Raw genomic sequence first — 18,739 nt, 5'->3', positions numbered from 1 at the left:
AATTAAACTTAAAAGCTTTTTTTCTTCATATTATTTTTTAAAACAAATCCCGAATCAAAAATTTGATTCGGGATTTTATTTTATGACAGCTTTTAGCCAACAGCCAAAAGCTAGTAGCCATCAACTATTTCAAAGCTTGCTCTAAATCAGCGATAAGGTCTTCGATGTCTTCGATACCAGCACTTAATCTTACCAAATCATCAGTGATGCCAAGTTCTGCACGCTTGTCCGCAGGGATCGAAGCATGTGTCATTAAAGCAGGATGATTTGCTAATGATTCAACACCACCAAGAGATTCCGCCAAAGTGAAAACTTTTAGATTTTCTAAAAACTTAATCGCGTCTTCTTTTTTTCCTGACTTAAAAGTAAAAGAAACCATACCTCCGAATTCGCTCATTTGTTTTTTTGCCAATTCGTATTGTGGATGATTTTTTGAACCTGGGTAATATACTTTATCAATCGCAGGGTGATTTTCTAAAAACTCAGCGACTTTAACACCGTTTTCGCTATGACGTTGCATTCTTAGAGATAATGTTTTGATACCTCTCAACACCAAATAAGAATCGTGTGGACCTAAAATTCCACCACTTGCAAATTGGATAAAGTGAAGCTGCTCGCCCAACTCAGGCGTTTTTGCAACCAATGCACCAGCAACAACATCCGAGTGTCCACCTAAATACTTCGTCGCAGAATGCATCACAATGTCAGCGCCCAAATCCAAAGGTCTTTGGATGTAAGGCGTCGCAAAAGTATTGTCAACAGCAACCAAAATATTTTTTCCTTTTACTAAATCGGTTACGGCTTTTATATCCACCAATTTCATCAAAGGATTGGTAGGTGTTTCTAACCAAATAAGTTTCGTTTTGTTGGTGATAACATCTTTAATGGTATCAACTTGGTCAAAGTTTACGAAAGTGAATTTAATCTGATATTTGTCGAACAATCTTGTGAACATTCTGTAAGTTCCACCATAAAGGTCGTCAACAGCGATTACTTCGTCACCAGGACTTAATAATTTTAATACACAATCGATTGCTGCCAATCCAGATCCGAAAGCCAAACCTCTCGCACCATTTTCAATAGAAGCCAAAGCGTCTTCTAAAGCCTGACGTGTTGGGTTGGCACCTCTAGAATATTCGTAGCCAGCACGCAATTGTCCTGGACTTTTTTGTGCAAATGTTGATGTTAAAAATACGGGTACATTAACAGATCCTGTATGTGGCTCGTGTTGTTGACCACCGTGGATCACTTTTGTATTGAATTTCATATATTTTAATTTTTTATAATTTACGAATTACGATTTATGAATTACGAATTACGATTTATGAATTACGATTTATGAATTATGAATTATGAATTATGAATTATGAATTATGAATTATGAATTATGAATTATGAATTATGAATTAATTTTGCTAAAAACTAAAAACTAAAAACTAAAAACTAAAAACTAAAAACTAAAATCATAAATCATAAATCGTAAATCAAAAATCTAAACTACTTAATAGCTGACTTTACTGCAAATTCTTCAGCAACTTCACCTAGCCATTCCGCAACATCATCTTCACCAGTTGCACGTTGATAAGTATGTCCTAACGACACCAAAATCTGGTGGAAAAACTGCTTCATATGGTCCACTTGCATATCTTTGGTCCAAAGGTCGATACGTAATGCTTCTTTCGCATTGTCGTCCCAAACTGAAATCATTGTTGCCTTAGTTTCTTGCGCTTTAACGCCGCCATCTTCAGCATTCCAAGTCATTTTTTCGGGAACGTGGTTTTCGTCAAGCTCTACATTTATCGTTATTTGGGTGTTTCTCATTGTATAATAATTTATTTAATTTCTTTTGGTTTGTAGCCAGAGCCGTTAAAAATTTGGGTGGCATTTTTATTTAAAAATTCAGGGATTTTTACATTTGGATTTTTTGCAAGATATTCTCGACAAATTTGCCATCCTGTCCACACGCCAACTTGCGGCGAGCTTTCGTTATCTATTTCTGTATAGAATTTCGAAAAAGGTCCAGGCTGGATAAAACGACCTGCCAAATCTGCATCTGTTTTGAAGAGGTAATCATTTTCTACGAAGTAATTCCAAATGTTAAATTCGTTTGCGATGTTCCATTCTTCCTGCTCTTTGGTGTAATTTATTTTTAAAAAATCAGGCGTATCTGGCAAGAAAATATCTTGTAAAATTTGGATTTTTCCATTGTAGATAATCTCATCAATAAATTTAGATTCTTTTGGATTCCTAGGTACCATTTGTTCCGCAAAAGACATCGACACTTTTGGAACGATGTTGTTGGGATTCATTGATTTTTGAATGTACTTATCAATGCCGTTATAAGCCTTGTTATCATAACCCATAAAAGCGGAAATGTCTATAAATAGATAGTTTTCCTCTGGTTTGTAAAAAATTGGAGACAAGATACTATCGTAATAAACCGCCGTCGAATACAAGAAAACTTTTGGCGTTTTAAAACTTGGAAAATAGGTTTTAATGTGCGAAAAAAGTGCAGCCAAATCATTGTTAAGTTTAACCTTATCAATTTTCGAAATAGCGTCTTTGTAGATTTTTATTTCTTCAGGATCTTTTCTGCGCTCTACAAAAGCATCATCTGGCACGGTCCCTTGGAACCACGGAAAATCTTTCTTAAAATCTTCCATCGATACCTTTGGATCGTATAACTTCTCCGAAATATCTACCAAGTCAATTTTTTGGATAGGATTTTTAACTTCCTGCTCCCATTGCGGTTTTTCGGCTTCTTTTTTACAAGAATTAAAACCTAACAACAACGTGACAATCGATAGACTTGCAATAAGTTTCTTCATTATTTTGATACTTTTGAAAATTTCTTTTAAAAATCAAAGTTTCTCTAAAGTCGGCTAGAAAATAATCTTTAATTTTACCTAAGAATTTGAAACTACAAAAATAAGAATTTTAATGTTGCTCAACGCCTTCGAAACCGAAAGATTAATTTTAAGACCTCTCGAACTTTCTGATGCCGACAGATTGTACCTTTTGGACAGCGATCCAGAAGTGATGAAATATATTGGCGTGCCTACTTTGTCAAAGCCAGAAGAATCCACACAAGTTATCAAGATGATCCGTGATCAATATGATCGATTTGGCATTGGTAGATTTGCCGTTGTCGAAAAGGATTCAGGATTATTGATTGGCTGGAGTGGCTTAAAATTTAACGATTCCGAGATTAATGGTTTCAAAAATTTTTATGAATTGGGTTATCGTTTTCTTCCTGAAACTTGGGGAAAAGGTTATGCTTCCGAATCTGGAAAAGCTTTCGTTGATAAGTTTTTTGATGAGATGAAGCTTGACAACCTTTATGCATACGCGCATTCTGAAAATGGTGCTTCCAATCATGTTCTTACTAAATTAGGTTTTACCAAAACAGGAACTTTTACAGAACCAGATGGCGATTGTTTTTGGTACGAAATCAACGCAAAATCTTTTTAAAATTTAAACAAAAAAATAAAAAATGCAATCTGAAAAAATAGTAAATCATATTGTTAACTGGCTTAGAGATTACGCCCAAAATTCTGGAATGAAAGGCTTCGTTGTTGGTGTTTCGGGAGGAATAGATTCAGCAGTTGTTTCTATTTTGGCTGCTAAAACAGGACTTAAAACCTTGTTAATAGAAATGCCGATTCGTCAAAAAGAAGCTGAGGTTAATCGTGCGCAAGAGCATATCAAAGATTTGGAATCTAAGTTTGCAAATGTTGAGGCTTTACGAGTAGATTTGACGCCAACTTTTGACACGTTTCAAAATACGGTTGATGTTCCGGATCAAGAATTTCCTGCCGAGCAATTGGCTTTAGCCAATTCTCGATCACGTCTTAGGATGTTAACTTTGTATTATTATGGACAGATTCACGGACTTTTGGTAACAGGAACTGGAAACAAAGTTGAAGATTTTGGTGTTGGATTTTTTACAAAATATGGCGATGGTGGCGTCGATATTTCGCCGATCGCCGATTTATACAAAACACAAATCTACACATTAGCGCGATATCTTAATGTTGTCGAAAGCATCCAAAAAGCAATTCCTACCGATGGACTTTGGGATATCGAAAGAACCGACGAGCAGCAGATTGGCGCAACTTATCCAGAGCTAGAGTGGGCGATGGAGCAAGATCAAAGCAAAAAGCCTGAAGATTACGAAGGTCGCGAAAAGGAAGTGTTTGCCATCTATCAAAGGATGCATCGTGCTACTTTGCACAAGATTAATCCGATTCCGATTTGTGAAATCCCAAAGGAGTATAAATCTTAATTTTTTTTAAATGAATCCAAAACTAAAAACCTTTTTATTCTTCGTTGTTGGCGCTCTTGCTGGGATTTTGGTGATGTATCTTATCAGTCCATCAAAGTCTCGATCTAATCACTCGACAGAAGTTTCGACGCAAGATTTTAATCCAAATTCCGATTTTAATCAAGATCAACATTCTGGGAAAAAGAATAAAAAATATAACGAAAATACGAGCCAAGATAATGGTGGACAATCCATCGATGCTTTAACCAAGGAAGTGGTTGTAGTAGCCTATATCAAAGCGCATCAACAATTGCCAGACTATTATATCACAAAACGCGAAGCAAAATCTTCTGGCTGGAAGCCTAGCAAAGGCAATCTTTGCGATGTCCTACCTGGAAGAGCTATTGGAGGGGATCGATTTTCGAACCGAGAAAAAAATCTGCCAACACAAGGAGGACGCGTTTACTATGAAGCCGATGTCAATTATTCTTGTGGACATCGCGATGCAGACAGAATTGTTTTCAGTAACGACGGATTGGTTTTCGTGTCAAAAGACCATTATAAGACTTTTCAACAGCAATAATGCGATGGCTAATTATTCTGTTGATTTTTATTTCTTGTCAAAAAGAAAAAGAGATTTCAAAACCTGCTAAAAAGGAAGTTGTAATTTTAGTGCAAGCGTTGGGCGAGGTGCCAAGTTCGGATGTGGATTTTGTTACCGAAAAAATAAAAAACTACTATCCAAATGTCAAAATTTTGGAGAAAATTAAACTCCCAAAAGAAGCTTACTATAAGGAAAGAAATCGTTATCGTGCAGATTCTTTAATTAAATATTTAAGTGAAAGAACAGCAGATAATTTTGTAACATTGGGCTTGACTAATAAAGATATTAGCGCTACAAAAGGAAAAATTACAGATTTCGGAATTTTTGGGCTAGCTTATCGACCAGGAAAATCTGCAATAGCTTCTAGTTTTAGAACCAAAAAAGAAAGTAGGCAAGAAGAATTTTTTAAGGTGGCAATCCACGAATTGGGACATACGCAAGGACTGAAACATTGTCCAAATCCTAATTGCCTAATGAAAAGTGCGGAAGGAAAAAGCTTTGGAAAAGAAGTAGTAGATTTTTGCGACAAGTGTAAATCATTTTTAAAAACAAAAGATTGGAAATTTTAACTTTATGGAAAATACAATATATATCGACTTTGTAGATTTAGGTGACTACGAAGATTTTTATGCCGAATTAAAAAAGAAAATTAAACTTCCTGATTATTTTGGAGATAATCTAGACGCTTTGTACGACGTTATTTCGGGAGATTTGGAAATGCCACTTCACATCGAGTTTGTTAATATGAGCGTTGATCAATTGGATACTTTTGAAGATCTTTTAAGAACTTTGGAAGATGCGGAAGAAGAGGTTGACGGTTTTACATTTTCATATTATTTGGAACAATTCGAGGATGATGAAGATGGCGATTCCGAAGACGATTTAACCGATTAAGATCACTCGGAAAATTTGATACCGGTCTCGAAGAAAATACTTTTGGAATCTTCTTAAAACAGGAAAACAAAATAACATTGGAAATCAATTGTACCCAACTTGTGAATTTTAAATCTATAATGAAGTGAAATTTTACGAATGGGTTAACGAATAATTGTTATCTTTAATAATTATTCAATAAAAACTAAACTATGACAGATTTCGAAAAATACATTCAACGTTATTTGGATTTGGTTCCAAATGAGGAGTGGATCGATGCTTTGGATATTGCTGGAGGAAGAACTTTCGGTGTTTTCAGTGATTTGACTGAAGAGCAAGGTCTATTCGCTTATGACGATGGCAAATGGACGCTCAAAGAATTATTACAACATTTAATAGACACCGAAAAAGTTTTTGCGTATCGCGCGATGCGTTTTTCAAGGCAAGATCCTGCAGAATTGCCAAGCTTTGATGAAGAGCTTTGGGCTAAAAATTCTCATGCTAATGATAGAAGTCTCGAAAATCTAATCGACGAGTTTTCTTTTGTCAGAAAAGCAAGCATCTTATTTTTTGACGATTTGTGCGATGAGGTATTACAGTTAAAAGGTAATGCCAACGGCAATTCTATAAGTGTGGAAACAATTGGGAAGCTGATTGTCGGTCACAATATTCATCATCTTAATATCATCGAAGAGCGTTATTTGCCAAGACTTCAGGGACAAAATGATACCCAAAATTAAATTTACATTTGGAATATTTGTTATTCTAAATTCAAATTAATGCTCTAGTAGCTCCGCTAAAATGCGCCAATACTAACATTATGTGTAATGCTGTAAGACATCGTTTATGACAAATAGTTTATTTTTTGGAGATAGTATAACTTATGGAGAATATGACGGAATTCTCGGAGGATGGGTTGATAACTTAAAACGTTATTTGCATAGTAGATATTACAATGATGATGCAAAAGAAGTCAATGCATTTAATTTAGGAATTGGAGGCGAAAATACGAAGGGCCTACTTTCAAGAATTAATAATGAAATTTTAGCAAGATTATCCCCAGAACATAATCTGATTTTTTTGTTTTATGGAGCCAATGATTTAGCAATAAAAAATAATCAAGAAACAATTCCCGTACAAGAATTTGAAATAAATATCAAGGAGGCTGTAAAAATTGCGAAAAGATACACAACCGAAATATATTTAATTAGTATAATCCCAATTAAATCAGAAATAGATGGCGTCACGGTTTCATCTGGAAAAACAAGAACTAATGCAAGGGTTAATCTATATAATAAAGTATTAGAGCGTGTATCTGTCTTAGAAGATGTTACTTATTTAGACATTAACTCGAAGTTTTCAAAATTTACTGATGAATATATATCGAAAGATGGCATTCATCCAAATGAAAAAGGCTATCAAGTAATTAGTGATTGTATAAAACCGATTTTAGAAAAATATTTATGAATTTATTATTTTCGTATGGTACACTTCAGAAAGAAAATGTACAAATTGAAACATTTGGAAGAATACTAAAAGGAGAAAAAGATTTTTTACAAGAATATAAACTCGAATTTATTGAAATTCTGGATGAAGAAGTTTTAAGAAAATCTGAGGAAAAATTTCACCCAATAATCTCTTATAGTGGAAATATTAATGATAAAGTCGAAGGAACTCTTTTTTCTATCACTGATGAAGAACTAAGAAAAGCTGATGAATATGAGGTAAGCGATTATAAAAGGATAAAAACTCAATTCTTATCAGGAAAAGAAGGCTTTATTTATATTAAAAAATAGCACTGCATATTACAATTGCATTGGTAAAACTTATGGACTAAAATGATACAGAAAATTAAACTTGTATTTGGAATATTTGTTTTGTTATTCTCAATTCAGATGAAATGTCAAAATAATGCTTTACTAGATTTCCAAAAATATGCTGATACTAATGGTAGTCAACATTTTATAAATACCCATTTAAAATATGAATAGAACTTTAAAAATTATTGGAGCAATTTTTCTTCTAATTGTTATAGGAGCTGCAATTTTGTTTTTCATTGGAAACGGAAATATGAAAAAATCTAATCTTGCACAAAAAAATGCAGATTACATTATTGAAAATTTGGACAATGAAACTATTTTAAAAGAATTTCCTACTAAAAATTTTCCTAATAAGAGCCAAGTTCAACAAGTTGTAGCTGGAATTGCAAAAAATTGTGATTGGAAAAATAGAGATGGGAAATTTGTTGATTTTTATACCATGAAAAATATTGGAGGAACTGATCAAACAGCTTATATCTACGAATATTATTTAAAATGTGATAGTTTGAGATTTATTTTTACGTATAACATGAACAACGAAAAACCAGAATTATATAGATTTGACATTGAACCATTAGAACAGCCAAATCAAATGATTATTTTCCCTGAAAAACAATTGAAGAATAGAAAGTAAATCCTAAATGAGTAAAACTTACGAATTGACGGGAGGTGCTAGAATTGGACTTTCATGGGCTAGCTATCCTTTTGTAAGCTTATATGTTGATAAAAGCATTTTAAAAATTAACGCATCTATAGTTGGTAGTTATTTTTTTAGACCCGAAGACATTAGCTCAATAGAAGCTTATACTTTGATTCCTATACTTGGACAGGGAATAAAGATAAACCACAAGGTTCCCCAATATAGTTCAAAGATAATTTTTTGGACTTTCCAAGATCCAAATATTGTTTTGGAAGAAATTAAAAATACGGGATTCTTAAATAATATAAATCCGAAAATAAAAGATGAAAGTATTAAGAATAATGAAAGGCCAGAAATGAGTGGATTTTTGATAAAAAATAATGTTGCGATATCATTCATAATTTTATGGGTTTTATTATTACTATATGATTTCGTTCCATTTTTTCTAAATTATTCGGCAAATAAATTTCCATTTGGACTTGGTGTTATTTCGGCATTATCATTATTATTTGTAAGTGCGTTATTAGTTTTGTTTTCTGAGAAATTTAGAAAATTAGTTTTTAAAGATGGAAAAAAACTTTCTAACAATAACATCATTTATTTATTTTTAGCCGTCAGTGGATTCACACTAATTAGCATAATTGGAATGAATATAATGTTAAAATAAAAAAGTTGGCTAACAATTTATTTTCAAAACCTAATGAAGTGGTTCGACGAAGTCAAATGCAAGGCTTGTTACAATAGAAAGCCTCTTTCTTTTTTTTTAGTATCAGCGAACTTTCAGTTTCACATTGTTTTTTCTTCAATTTGAAAAAGAATAAATCATAAATCCAAAGTATCAAGAATCGGGAAAGAGAATATCAAGATAATCCTTTATTAGTTCTCTAAAAATACGCCAATACTTTTCCCGTTGTCTGCGATTTTATGACAAAAAGTAATTTTTATTAAATTAATAACATGTTTTTTTTAAATATTTAATAAAATATTGTCATAAAAAACTGACAAAATCAACTTAAGCGACATTCATTTTGTATTTGGTATTTACTTTGTGATTAAGTGTAATATAAGGATTTGTAATATTTGTATGCCACTGCTTTTGTAAACCAAAAATAAAAATGAAAATAAAAAAAATATTATTCAGCATATTTGCTGCTCTTGTTTTAATAATGTCAATATTCCTTTATATGAATAGGGATAAATTTGTCTATGTCGGTTCAGTTGATATTGTTGAAGTCGATTGCAGCAAAAAACTTCAAATCTTGAACGATGTTTTAGAAAGTGACCAAAGGATTAGAAAATCAAATGAACTAATCAAATACGCTAAAGAAGATCATAGAAATCAAGAATTAGTGATTAGTATTATTGAAAAATGTGGTATGCCAACATTAAAAGAGGTGGGGCAAAAACAAATGGATGCAATCTGGTTGGGACTGCAACATAGTACTAAAGAAATCAGGAAAAAGTATTTTCCACAAATAGAGAAAGCGGTAGAAAATGGAGACTTATCTAAACAGCAATATGCATTGATGAAAGATAGAATGTTAATGGACGACGGAAAACCCCAAATATATGGTTCTCAGATTGAAAACGCTAAGTTGTATAAACTAGAAAATCCTGAAACTGTGAATGAAAGAAGAAAAGAAATGGGAATGGAACCAATAGAGGATTATTTAAAGTATTTCAATATTCAGTTCAATCCGAATTAAAATCCGACACATAACATTTTACTAGCAAAACCGAACGAAATGGTGACGTAGTCAAATTCGGGTTTTGTACAAATCTAAAGGTTTGAAAAAAAAGATAACTATTTGATTATCAGTTTTAAAATTCAAAGTTAGTTAGAAGCATATGAAAAAAATACCGCCCAAATTAAGGCTCGGAATATTACTTTTTGTATTTGGTTTTATTGGAATTTTATCAATATTGACAATGGAAATTCCTGTATCTGAAAATACGAAACTAGAAATGGAGAAAATCCTGACGCCGTTTCAGTTTAAATTATTGTCCTTAATGAACCCAACTATTATGCTAATAATCTTAGTAACTGTTGGTACACTGGTTTATGAAAAAGTTAATTTCAAACTTCCTTTTTTTGAAAAAATTGCTTTTAAAGATAATAGTAAAATCGAATGGCAAGTGATTTTAAAATTTGGAATTTTGGGAGGAATTTTGGGAGGAACTTTATTAACAATTGTTTCAAATATATTTCATAATTATATTCCACTTGAACTTGAAAAATTTAAACCAAATGTTTTGAATAGATTTTTTTATGGAGGAATTACTGAAGAAATTCTTATGAGATTTGGAATTATGACTTTTCTTGTTTGGATTTTGTTTAAAATTTCAAAGAATAAAAACTCGTGGATTTATTGGGTCGGAATTATTATATCTTCTGCATTGTTTGGGCTTGGACATTTACCAGTAGTTGCTAGTTTGGTTTCCAATCCGTCAATCCAACTAATTTCTTACATAATATTAGGGAACTTTATTGGAGGACTGATATTTGGTTGGTTGTATTGGAAAAAGGGACTTGAGACAGCAATGATTGCGCATATATTTACGCACTTAGTATTTTTAACTGTTGAAAATCTTTAAAAATGCCTGTGGCTAAATAGGTATTAGCGTAACCTAACGAAGAGGTGAACTAGTCAAATGCAAGGCTTGTTATAATAGAAAGGAGTTGTTATTCGTATTATTTATTCTTTTATTCGAAAAAAGAATAAATCATAAATCCAAAGTATCGAGATAAGATTTAATATCGGGAAAGAAAATATCAAATTCTTTTCCGATTTCTTTTTTATGACTTAAAAATGCTTCAAAAACGGGAATATCTTTTTCTAAATATTTGGCTTTGTTAAGCACGTTTTTCATGCTAAATTTTATGCCCCAATCTTCGCGATAATTGTATAACCAATTGTCTTCCTCCATTTTTTTTAGCATTATCTTAAAATTCTCTGGAAGCCATTCTTCGTAATTCCAAAGTGTTTTGTAGACTTTCTGCGAATGTTCAAAAAGTGCTTCATCCGACATAGAATGTGCTACAAAATAATCGAATGCCACATCGACAAATGCACCTGCATAAAGTCTTACCAGAGGACTAAAAATTTTTTTCGCTTGCGATACTGCAGGATGTGTATCGGTGAAACTATCGATTGCGCGATGCAGTTTGATACCTTTTTGAATTTCTAAAGGAAAATTTTCGCGCTCATTATTTTTGATAAAATCTGCAATCATATTCCCAACAAGTTGCCCATCAGTAAAGGATAAATAAGAGTGTGCAAGATAATTCATTGTAATGTTTGTACGATTTTTAATGTTATGAAACTAAATACAATTTAAGCAATTTATTTCTTTTAAATACTTTTTTGTGCCAAGTGAATCTTATTGTTTTAGATAAATTTTTCTAAAATATTTTAAAAATAAGAAAAATAATTTGCGATTTCGTACTTTAACGAAAAAGGCTTTCTTGTTTGATTAATATTTAATACTTTTGCAAAACTGGTGAGCTATAAAAAGCTTTAAAAGGGAACTGGGTGAAAATCCCAGACAGACCCGCTGCTGTAAGCTTCACACAAGGTTTTCGGAAATTACATCCACTGTTCTTAGAATGGGAAGGATTCCGAAAATGAAGTAAGTCAGAAGACCTGCCAGGATGTTTAACGTTTGGCGCTTTCGTGGAATAAAGCCTAGAACAATAAAGTTGCTGTGCAATTGTGCGTGGTTACTTTGTATTCTTATTTTCCATTAGCGTCATCATTATTCTAAATGAGCTAATGGTGACACGATTTTTTTTATCGATTTCTCGAGCGACATTTCTTGTGGCTTTTCTTGCTATGTCCTTAGTTTTTGGACAATCCCATGATACAATTTCAAAAAAAGAAATCGTAGAAGTTGTGGTTATCAAGCGTGATCTAAAGGAAGTGATTCCGGCGCAGACTTTGAGTGGAGAGGACTTGCAACGCTTGAGCAGTCAGTCGGTTGCAGATGCTTTGCGATATTTTTCGGGAGTACAAATTAAAGATTATGGCGGTGTTGGTGGTCTCAAAACCATTAACGTGAGGAGTTTGGGAAGTCAACATGTTGGCGTTTTCTATGATGGTATCCAACTCGGAAATGCACAAAATGGTTTGGTCGATTTGGGACGTTATTCCTTGGATGACCTCGAAAATATTTCCTTATATAATGGTCAAAAAAGTGAAATCTTCCAACCTGCAAAAGATTTTGCCTCAGCGAGTGCTATTTATCTTCAGCCAAAAACGCCATCTTTTACGGGTGACAAAAAAACGAACCTTTCTATCAGACTCAAAAATAGTACGATACAATTATTTAATCCATCTTTTAGGCTAGAGCAGAAACTGTCAGATAAACTTGCGATGAGTTTTAGCTCAGAATATCTGGAAAGTGATGGCGTGTACAAGTTTCGCTATTTCAAAAGATATCCAGATGGTGCGATTGCTTATGACACGATTGCAAAAAGACAAGATTCTGACATCAAAGCCAAGCGTTTTGAAACCTCAATAAATGGTACATTACGAAACGGAACTTGGAGTATCCGTGGTTACGCTTACAACTCCAATCGTGGTATTCCTGCGGCGATTGTTAATGGTCGCTTTGGAGCTCGTGGTGCAAGGATGACGGATGACAATTATTTTGTCCAAGGTACTTTCCGAAAGAAACTTTTTCCAAAATTCGAAACCCAACTAAAAGCAAAATTTGCTTACGACTACACCTATTATGCAGATACTGTTCGTACAGAATATGTGATTAGGTCGGAAAATGCTTATACCCAGCGCGAAGTCTATATCAGTTCTTCTAACATCTACACGATTACGCCCAATTGGGATGTCAGCTTGAATGGCGATTTCCAATTTAATAATTTGGATGCTAATTTGGTCAACTTTTCTTATCCGACGCGTTATACCAATTTGGTGGCGCTAGCATCGACCTACCAATGGAGTCGACTGCGTTTTATGGGAAGTCTTCTAGGAACTTTCGTGCACGAAAACGTTGAAAAAAATGCGAAATCGCCAGACCGTCGAGAATGGACACCCGCTTTCTATGCTGCTTATCAGCCATTTAATAATAAAGATTTAACGCTAAGAGCTTTCTACAAAAGGATTTTTAGAATGCCAACTTTTAACGATTTGTATTACACTAATATTGGGAATACCTATCTAAAGCCTGAATATACCACGCAATACGATGTCGGTTTTACTTATCATAAAGGTTTTAGAAATGATTTTTTTCAAGAGTTTTATTTAAAAGTTGATGGCTATTACAATGAAGTTCAGGACAAAATTGTGGCAGCACCCAATGGCAGTATGTTCCGTTGGTTGATGATGAATCTTGGTCGCGTGGAAATTCGAGGTGTTGATGTTAATGTACAAGCTAGTTTCAAGATTGGCAATGTGAAACTAAGACCTTTAGTTTCTTATACTTATCAAAAAGCGCAGGATGTCAGCGATCCTGAGGATACTTTTTACAAAAATCAAATTCCGTACACGCCATGGCACAGTGGGATTTTTACGATGATGGCGGATTACAAAGATTGGAGTTTTAATTACAGTGCAATGTATGTTGGTGAGCGTTACGATGTTAACCAAGATAACATTCAGTACAACTATGTGCAGCCTTGGTATACGCACGACTTGTCGGTACAAAAGATTTTCCGTTGGAAGCAGCATCAGTTTAAAGCAAGTTTAGAAATGAACAATATTTTCAATCAGTATTATGACGTGGTTATCAATTTTCCGATGCCTGGCAGAAGTTTCCGTCTCATCCTAAATTACACCTTATGAAACATCTAAAACTATATTTTTCATTTTCACTTTTATTGTTGATTTTCTCTTGTCGAACGGATGATGTTATTGTTCGTCCCGAAGTGGAGTCTGGTTTGGAACCTCCACAAAATACAGCTATCAAAGGATTTTATCTTTTAAATGAAGGAAATATGGGAAGTAACAAATCGACTTTGGATTACTTCGACTATGCAACGGGAACTTACCACAGAAATATCTATGCTGATATTAATCCAGAGGTAGTTAAAGAATTAGGCGATGTCGGGAACGATATCAAAATCTACGGAAGCAAAATGTATGTTGTGGTCAATGTTTCCAACAAAATTGAAGTTCTAGATGCTAAAACTGCCAAGCGTATCAAAACGATTAAACTTCAGAACTGCCGTTATATGGCTTTCAAAGATGGAAAAGCTTATGCAAGCAGTTATGCAGGTCCAGTCGTGTTAGATCCTAACGCACCGATTGGTAAAGTCGCAGAAATAGACACACTTTCTTTGGCGATTACGAGAGAGGTAACCGTAGGTTATCAACCAGAAGAAATGCAAATTATTGGAAACAAACTTTATGTTGCCAATTCTGGTGGTTACCGTTTTCCTAATTACGATAGAACCGTGTCGGAAGTAGATTTAGCGACATTTAAAGAATTAAGACAAATTGATGTTGCAATCAATCTTCACCATATCGAAAAGGATAATTACGGCGATTTATATGTGAGTTCTCGCGGTGACTATTACAGCATTCCATCGAGCTTATATTTGGTTGATCCTGTTTCCGGGAAGGTTAAAAAAGATTTTGGCGTTGCTGTCAGCGAGATGACTATTGTTAATGATAAGCTCTATTATTATGGTAACGAGTTTAATTACAACACGCATACCTACACCAAATCTTTCGGAATTATCGATGTTAAAACCGAACAAATTATTTCTAAAAACATTATCGAATCAACCTATGCCGATGCTATAAAAACACCTTATGGTATTGCGGTTAATCCTATTACGGAAGATATCTACATGACAGATGCGCGCAATTATGTGTCGATGGGTTTTGTGTATTGTTTTGATAAAAATGGAAAATTCAAATGGAAAACTGAAGCTGGAAATATCCCAGCGCATTTTGTTTTTCTGTATAAATAAAATCTAATGAATTATGAAAAAAAATGCTATAAAAATATTGACTTTAGGTTTTGCAAGCAGCTTGCTTGTTGGACTTGTTGCTTGTAAATCGGATCGCGAGGAATTTGATAATGGTGAAGTATTACCAGAAAATGCTTTGGACAGCCAATATTCTACAAATCGTTATAAAGTCTTAGATATCGATTCTAGATTAAAAACTAATACAAAACTTACATGGAGTATTAGAACAACAAAGCTTGTAGATACAACCACAGTCGCTTATGATTCGATTGTAGCGGAAAATGTATCAAAGCTAGAATTTATTTCGCGTTATTCAAAAGATTATGCATTGACTTTGACAGCGGAAAGAAATGGAAACACTAAGAAATATGAGACGCATGTTATTGTTAATAAAGAACCAAAAACGTATAGCAAGTATATTTCTGATGTATTTGATTTTAAACCTGCTGTGGGACAGTTTATTAATGAAATTCCTGAGTACGCCACTGGTGATACTCAAGAAAAAATGATTAAAAAAGCTAAAGAATCTATTGTCGGTGGCAATGCGACGATGATTACTTTAGGCGGATTTGGCGGTTATGTTGTTTTTGGGTTTGACCATACTATTCCTAATTATGATGGACGTGATTTCAAAATTTTAGGAAATGCGTTTTGGGCAAATGATGCTATTGAAGAAAGAACTGGTTCTTGTGAGCCTGGTATTATCATGGTGGCATACGACCGAAATAAAAATGGAAAACCTGATGAAGACGAGTGGTACGAGATTGCAGGAAGTGAATATTTTAAAGATACTACGATTAAGAATTACGAGATCACTTACTTCAAACCGGATGAAAATAAAACGCCAGTGCCTGGTTCTCAGTTTTGGCAAACCGATACCGAGTATATTAAATGGCAAGACAATCTAGGGAACTCAGGTTTCAAAACAAGAAATACATTCCATGCGCAAAGTTACTATCCATTATGGTTTTCGGAATTGTCTTATAAACTAAGAGGTACGCGCCTTAAAGATAATTTCTATGACCAAAGTGGTACAGGAAATTATTGGGTTGGCAAATCTTATGCCTATGGTTACGCCGACAATGCCCCTAATGATGATGATGCTTCTAACATCGATATATCTTGGGCTGTAGATAAATACGGCAATTATGTCAAACTTCCAGGTATCGATTTCGTAAAAGTCTATACAGGTATCAATCAAGAAGCTGGTTGGTTAGGTGAAGTCTCCACAGAAGTTGCTGGCGCTTACGATTTACATTTTAAATAAAATTTCAAAAACAATAAAAATCAGTACTTATGAGAAAGATGTATCTTTTCTTTTTGCTGTTTCTTTTTGCATTCTCTACGAATGCTCAAGTAACAGTGCAAGGCGTTCCTCGATCAGAGGTTAAAAACATAACGCAAAAAAAACAAGCTAAGAAAAATGGCTTTACCATGGACGATGTTGTCTATTGGGTTGGGACTGGATCAAAAAAAGCAGTTTTAGCAGTCCAATGGAATGATGAAAAAAATCCTGATGCGCTTGTTTGGGGATTCCGTTGGGATGGCGAGGCAACAGGTGAGGAGATGGTAAAAGCGATTGCAAAAGTGGACAAGCGTTTTTATACTTTGCTTTATCAAGGGACACAATATGGTAGCGCTATTGCTGGTATTGGTTTCGATCTAGATGGGAAAGGAACTGTAGGTCTGTACAAAAACAACAACACTACTTATCCGCTTTATCCATTAGATGGTATTGTTAATACTACAGAATACGATTTTGATAAATACAAAGCAATTGATGCCAATGATCATTGGCAATCAGGCTGGTACCAAGGTTATTGGTCATACTGGGTGAAAGATACCGCCGAGGATGATTATGGATATTCTGGAGTTGGTGCAACGGGACGTCAATTGGTAGATGGTTCTTGGGATTTATGGAACTACAATGTTGATATGATGCCACAAGATATTGCAACGACTTTTACACCAGTGTCCGTGTATTCCGCGCAAGCAGATTTTACCAAAGGATTCTTTATGGTAAATGAAGAGTGGTTCGGGCATACCAACGGTTCTGTTAATTTCGTAGGAAATAACGATCAAATCTACTACCGTGTGTACAGCGAGAAGAACAACAATGAAGCTTTTGGTGCAACGACACAGTACGGGACAATCTATGGTGATAAGTTTTATTTCATTTCTAAACAACAGAAAGATGGTGGTGATACACAATATGGTGCAGGTGGAAGATTAGTTGTTGCGAATGCGAAGACGATGGAGAAAATTGCTGGTTTCGATAGTATCGGAGGTGGTGATGGACGTTCTTTCGTTGGAATTGATCAAAATACAGGTTATATTGCAGCGTCTAATGGTGTTTATCTTTTCGATATTGCTAATATGAAAGTTGGTGATTTGATTGTTGGAACAGGCGGCGGTGCGACTTATTCGGGTCAAATCGGAAATATGATTAGAACCTCTCAATATGTTTTTGCTGTTAAACAAACTACAGGCGTTCTTGTAATCGATCCAAAAACACATACTTTAAAAACAACAATTGCAGGAGCTTTCCATTCTATTGTACAAGCTAAAGACGGAAGTGTTTGGGCGATTCAGGATAAAAAGTTGATTAACATTAACCCAACAACTTTTGCGACAACAGAATATCCAATCCCAACGACTAAATATATTGGAGCATGGGGCGCTTGGAATGCAGGAAGTTTCACAGCAAGTACACAACAAAATGCTTTGTACTGGATTAATTCTATTAGTGACTGGGCTTCGGGAACACAAGTTGTAAAATTTGATGTGACTAATAAAACATTTAACGAAAACTTCTCTGCAATTCCAGGACAAACAGGAACTTACAAACAAATTCCTTACGGCGCTGCATTGAGAGTTGACCCTGTTTCTGATAAACTAATTTTGAATACGACAGAAAGTGGTTACGGAGCACATTACCAAAAGAACTGGATTCATACTATTGATACAACAGGTGCTGTGGTTAAAACACAAACGCTTAACGATTACTATTGGTTCCCAGCTGTGACGGTTTTCCCAGATGTTTTTGATCCAGTTGTAAGTCCAAGTTTACCAGATAGTTTGACGATTAACGGCGTTACAAAAATCGATCTTAAAAACAAAGTGATTGATCAAGATAACCTTTCAGCGGGAGTTGTAGCAAGCATTAAATCATTAAACAAAAACCCATTTATTTCAGCTGAAATCAACGAAAATGACGAACTTGTTATTACACCAATTATGTCAGGAACTTCGTCTTTGGTACTTAGCTTTAACTCAAATGGAAAAGTAGTTGATCATACGATGACTATTGCTTCTGCAACATTAGCAACTGATAATGTTTCTAAAGTTGATCTTCAAGTTTATCCAAATCCTGCAGTTGATTTCGTCAGTCTGAAATCTAGTGATAAAGTAACGAATGTTGAAGTCTACGACTTCTCAGGAAAACGCATCGCATTGCCATTCGTGGACAACCAATTGGATGTAAGAAGCCTTGCAAAAGGTGTTTACGTTGTTAAAGTGACAACAGACAAAGCATCTTATCAAAGAAAATTGGTTAAAAACTAATTTGATATTTTTCTTTAACTAATGAAAGCTGCTCAGTTTTGGG

Annotated in this window: 20 protein-coding genes and 1 riboswitch; of the genes, 16 read left to right on the top strand and 4 right to left on the bottom strand. The window is 34.3% G+C overall.

The window, feature by feature from the left end; all coding sequences use genetic code 11:
* Window positions 1-124 precede the first annotated feature (124 nt).
* The 3 genes from Q1V95_RS08700 to Q1V95_RS08690 all read right to left on the bottom strand — a co-directional run bounded on the left by Q1V95_RS08700 (window position 125) and on the right by Q1V95_RS08690 (window position 2,828).
* Window positions 125-1,267: a cystathionine gamma-synthase gene (locus Q1V95_RS08700; RefSeq protein ID WP_300672778.1), complete on the bottom strand. Its 1,143-nt coding sequence runs from the start codon at window positions 1,265-1,267 to the stop codon at window positions 125-127.
* Window positions 1,268-1,497: 230 nt separating this feature from the next.
* Entirely contained in the window at window positions 1,498-1,821 is a 324-nt protein-coding gene (gene gldC / locus Q1V95_RS08695) for a gliding motility protein GldC (protein ID WP_300672776.1), read from the bottom strand.
* Window positions 1,822-1,832: 11 nt separating this feature from the next.
* The gene (locus tag Q1V95_RS08690) at window positions 1,833-2,828 is read right to left on the bottom strand and encodes a gliding motility protein GldB (RefSeq protein ID WP_300672774.1); all 996 of its coding nucleotides are present in this window, start codon (window positions 2,826-2,828) and stop codon (window positions 1,833-1,835) included.
* A gap of 112 nt (window positions 2,829-2,940) precedes the next feature.
* On the opposite strand from Q1V95_RS08690, the gene Q1V95_RS08685 reads away from it, so the two are divergent.
* The 12 genes from Q1V95_RS08685 to Q1V95_RS08630 all read left to right on the top strand — a co-directional run bounded on the left by Q1V95_RS08685 (window position 2,941) and on the right by Q1V95_RS08630 (window position 10,796).
* Entirely contained in the window at window positions 2,941-3,471 is a 531-nt protein-coding gene (locus tag Q1V95_RS08685; protein WP_300672772.1) for a GNAT family N-acetyltransferase, read from the top strand.
* 22 nt (window positions 3,472-3,493) lie between these two features.
* Window positions 3,494-4,285, top strand: a complete 792-nt coding sequence (gene nadE, locus Q1V95_RS08680; RefSeq protein ID WP_300672770.1) for an NAD(+) synthase — start codon at window positions 3,494-3,496, stop codon at window positions 4,283-4,285.
* A gap of 10 nt (window positions 4,286-4,295) precedes the next feature.
* Window positions 4,296-4,847 (top strand): ribonuclease domain-containing protein, encoded by a 552-nt coding sequence (locus tag Q1V95_RS08675; protein ID WP_300672768.1) that lies wholly within the window; start codon window positions 4,296-4,298, stop codon window positions 4,845-4,847.
* Window positions 4,847-5,437 (top strand): matrixin family metalloprotease, encoded by a 591-nt coding sequence (locus Q1V95_RS08670; RefSeq protein WP_300672766.1) that lies wholly within the window; start codon window positions 4,847-4,849, stop codon window positions 5,435-5,437. Before Q1V95_RS08675 ends, Q1V95_RS08670 begins: the two co-directional genes overlap by 1 nt.
* A 4-nt stretch (window positions 5,438-5,441) precedes the next feature.
* On the top strand, window positions 5,442-5,762 hold the full coding sequence (locus tag Q1V95_RS08665; protein ID WP_300672764.1) for a barstar family protein: 321 nt from the start codon (window positions 5,442-5,444) through the stop codon (window positions 5,760-5,762).
* A gap of 191 nt (window positions 5,763-5,953) precedes the next feature.
* Window positions 5,954-6,481: a DinB family protein gene (locus tag Q1V95_RS08660; RefSeq protein ID WP_300672762.1), complete on the top strand. Its 528-nt coding sequence runs from the start codon at window positions 5,954-5,956 to the stop codon at window positions 6,479-6,481.
* A gap of 106 nt (window positions 6,482-6,587) precedes the next feature.
* Entirely contained in the window at window positions 6,588-7,208 is a 621-nt protein-coding gene (locus Q1V95_RS08655) for a GDSL-type esterase/lipase family protein (RefSeq protein ID WP_300672760.1), read from the top strand.
* A complete protein-coding gene (locus Q1V95_RS08650) occupies window positions 7,205-7,537 on the top strand; it encodes a gamma-glutamylcyclotransferase family protein (protein ID WP_300672757.1) in 333 nt (110 codons plus the stop codon). Before Q1V95_RS08655 ends, Q1V95_RS08650 begins: the two co-directional genes overlap by 4 nt.
* A gap of 187 nt (window positions 7,538-7,724) precedes the next feature.
* The gene (locus Q1V95_RS08645) at window positions 7,725-8,195 is read left to right on the top strand and encodes a hypothetical protein (RefSeq protein ID WP_300672753.1); all 471 of its coding nucleotides are present in this window, start codon (window positions 7,725-7,727) and stop codon (window positions 8,193-8,195) included.
* 7 nt (window positions 8,196-8,202) lie between these two features.
* Window positions 8,203-8,868 (top strand): hypothetical protein, encoded by a 666-nt coding sequence (locus tag Q1V95_RS08640; RefSeq protein WP_300672751.1) that lies wholly within the window; start codon window positions 8,203-8,205, stop codon window positions 8,866-8,868.
* Between the two features lie 448 nt (window positions 8,869-9,316).
* Window positions 9,317-9,907: a DUF6624 domain-containing protein gene (locus Q1V95_RS08635; RefSeq protein ID WP_300672749.1), complete on the top strand. Its 591-nt coding sequence runs from the start codon at window positions 9,317-9,319 to the stop codon at window positions 9,905-9,907.
* Window positions 9,908-10,049: 142 nt separating this feature from the next.
* Window positions 10,050-10,796, top strand: a complete 747-nt coding sequence (locus tag Q1V95_RS08630; RefSeq protein WP_300672747.1) for a CPBP family intramembrane glutamic endopeptidase — start codon at window positions 10,050-10,052, stop codon at window positions 10,794-10,796.
* A gap of 129 nt (window positions 10,797-10,925) precedes the next feature.
* Here Q1V95_RS08630 and Q1V95_RS08625 read toward each other — a convergent pair whose 3' ends face one another.
* Window positions 10,926-11,492, bottom strand: coding sequence for an ACP phosphodiesterase (locus tag Q1V95_RS08625; protein ID WP_300672745.1), 567 nt, complete (start codon window positions 11,490-11,492; stop codon window positions 10,926-10,928).
* Window positions 11,493-11,683: 191 nt separating this feature from the next.
* Window positions 11,684-11,868, top strand: a riboswitch (cobalamin riboswitch).
* A 166-nt stretch (window positions 11,869-12,034) separates the two neighbouring features.
* On the opposite strand from Q1V95_RS08625, the gene Q1V95_RS08620 reads away from it, so the two are divergent.
* From Q1V95_RS08620 to Q1V95_RS08605, 4 genes are read left to right on the top strand one after another with little or no spacing between them, the layout of a single operon-like run.
* Entirely contained in the window at window positions 12,035-13,999 is a 1,965-nt protein-coding gene (locus tag Q1V95_RS08620) for a TonB-dependent receptor (protein ID WP_300672743.1), read from the top strand.
* Window positions 13,996-15,132: a DUF5074 domain-containing protein gene (locus Q1V95_RS08615; protein WP_300672741.1), complete on the top strand. Its 1,137-nt coding sequence runs from the start codon at window positions 13,996-13,998 to the stop codon at window positions 15,130-15,132. Before Q1V95_RS08620 ends, Q1V95_RS08615 begins: the two co-directional genes overlap by 4 nt.
* A 13-nt stretch (window positions 15,133-15,145) precedes the next feature.
* Window positions 15,146-16,399, top strand: a complete 1,254-nt coding sequence (locus Q1V95_RS08610) for a cell surface protein (protein ID WP_300672739.1) — start codon at window positions 15,146-15,148, stop codon at window positions 16,397-16,399.
* Window positions 16,400-16,428: 29 nt separating this feature from the next.
* Window positions 16,429-18,696, top strand: coding sequence for a DUF5074 domain-containing protein (locus Q1V95_RS08605; protein ID WP_300672737.1), 2,268 nt, complete (start codon window positions 16,429-16,431; stop codon window positions 18,694-18,696).
* Window positions 18,697-18,739 lie beyond the last annotated feature (43 nt).

The organism is Soonwooa sp., assembly GCF_030151385.1.
Taxonomy (GTDB): domain Bacteria; phylum Bacteroidota; class Bacteroidia; order Flavobacteriales; family Weeksellaceae; genus Soonwooa.
Note: the sequence above shows the minus strand (reverse complement) of the source record. Positions and strands in the feature narration are given on the sequence as shown.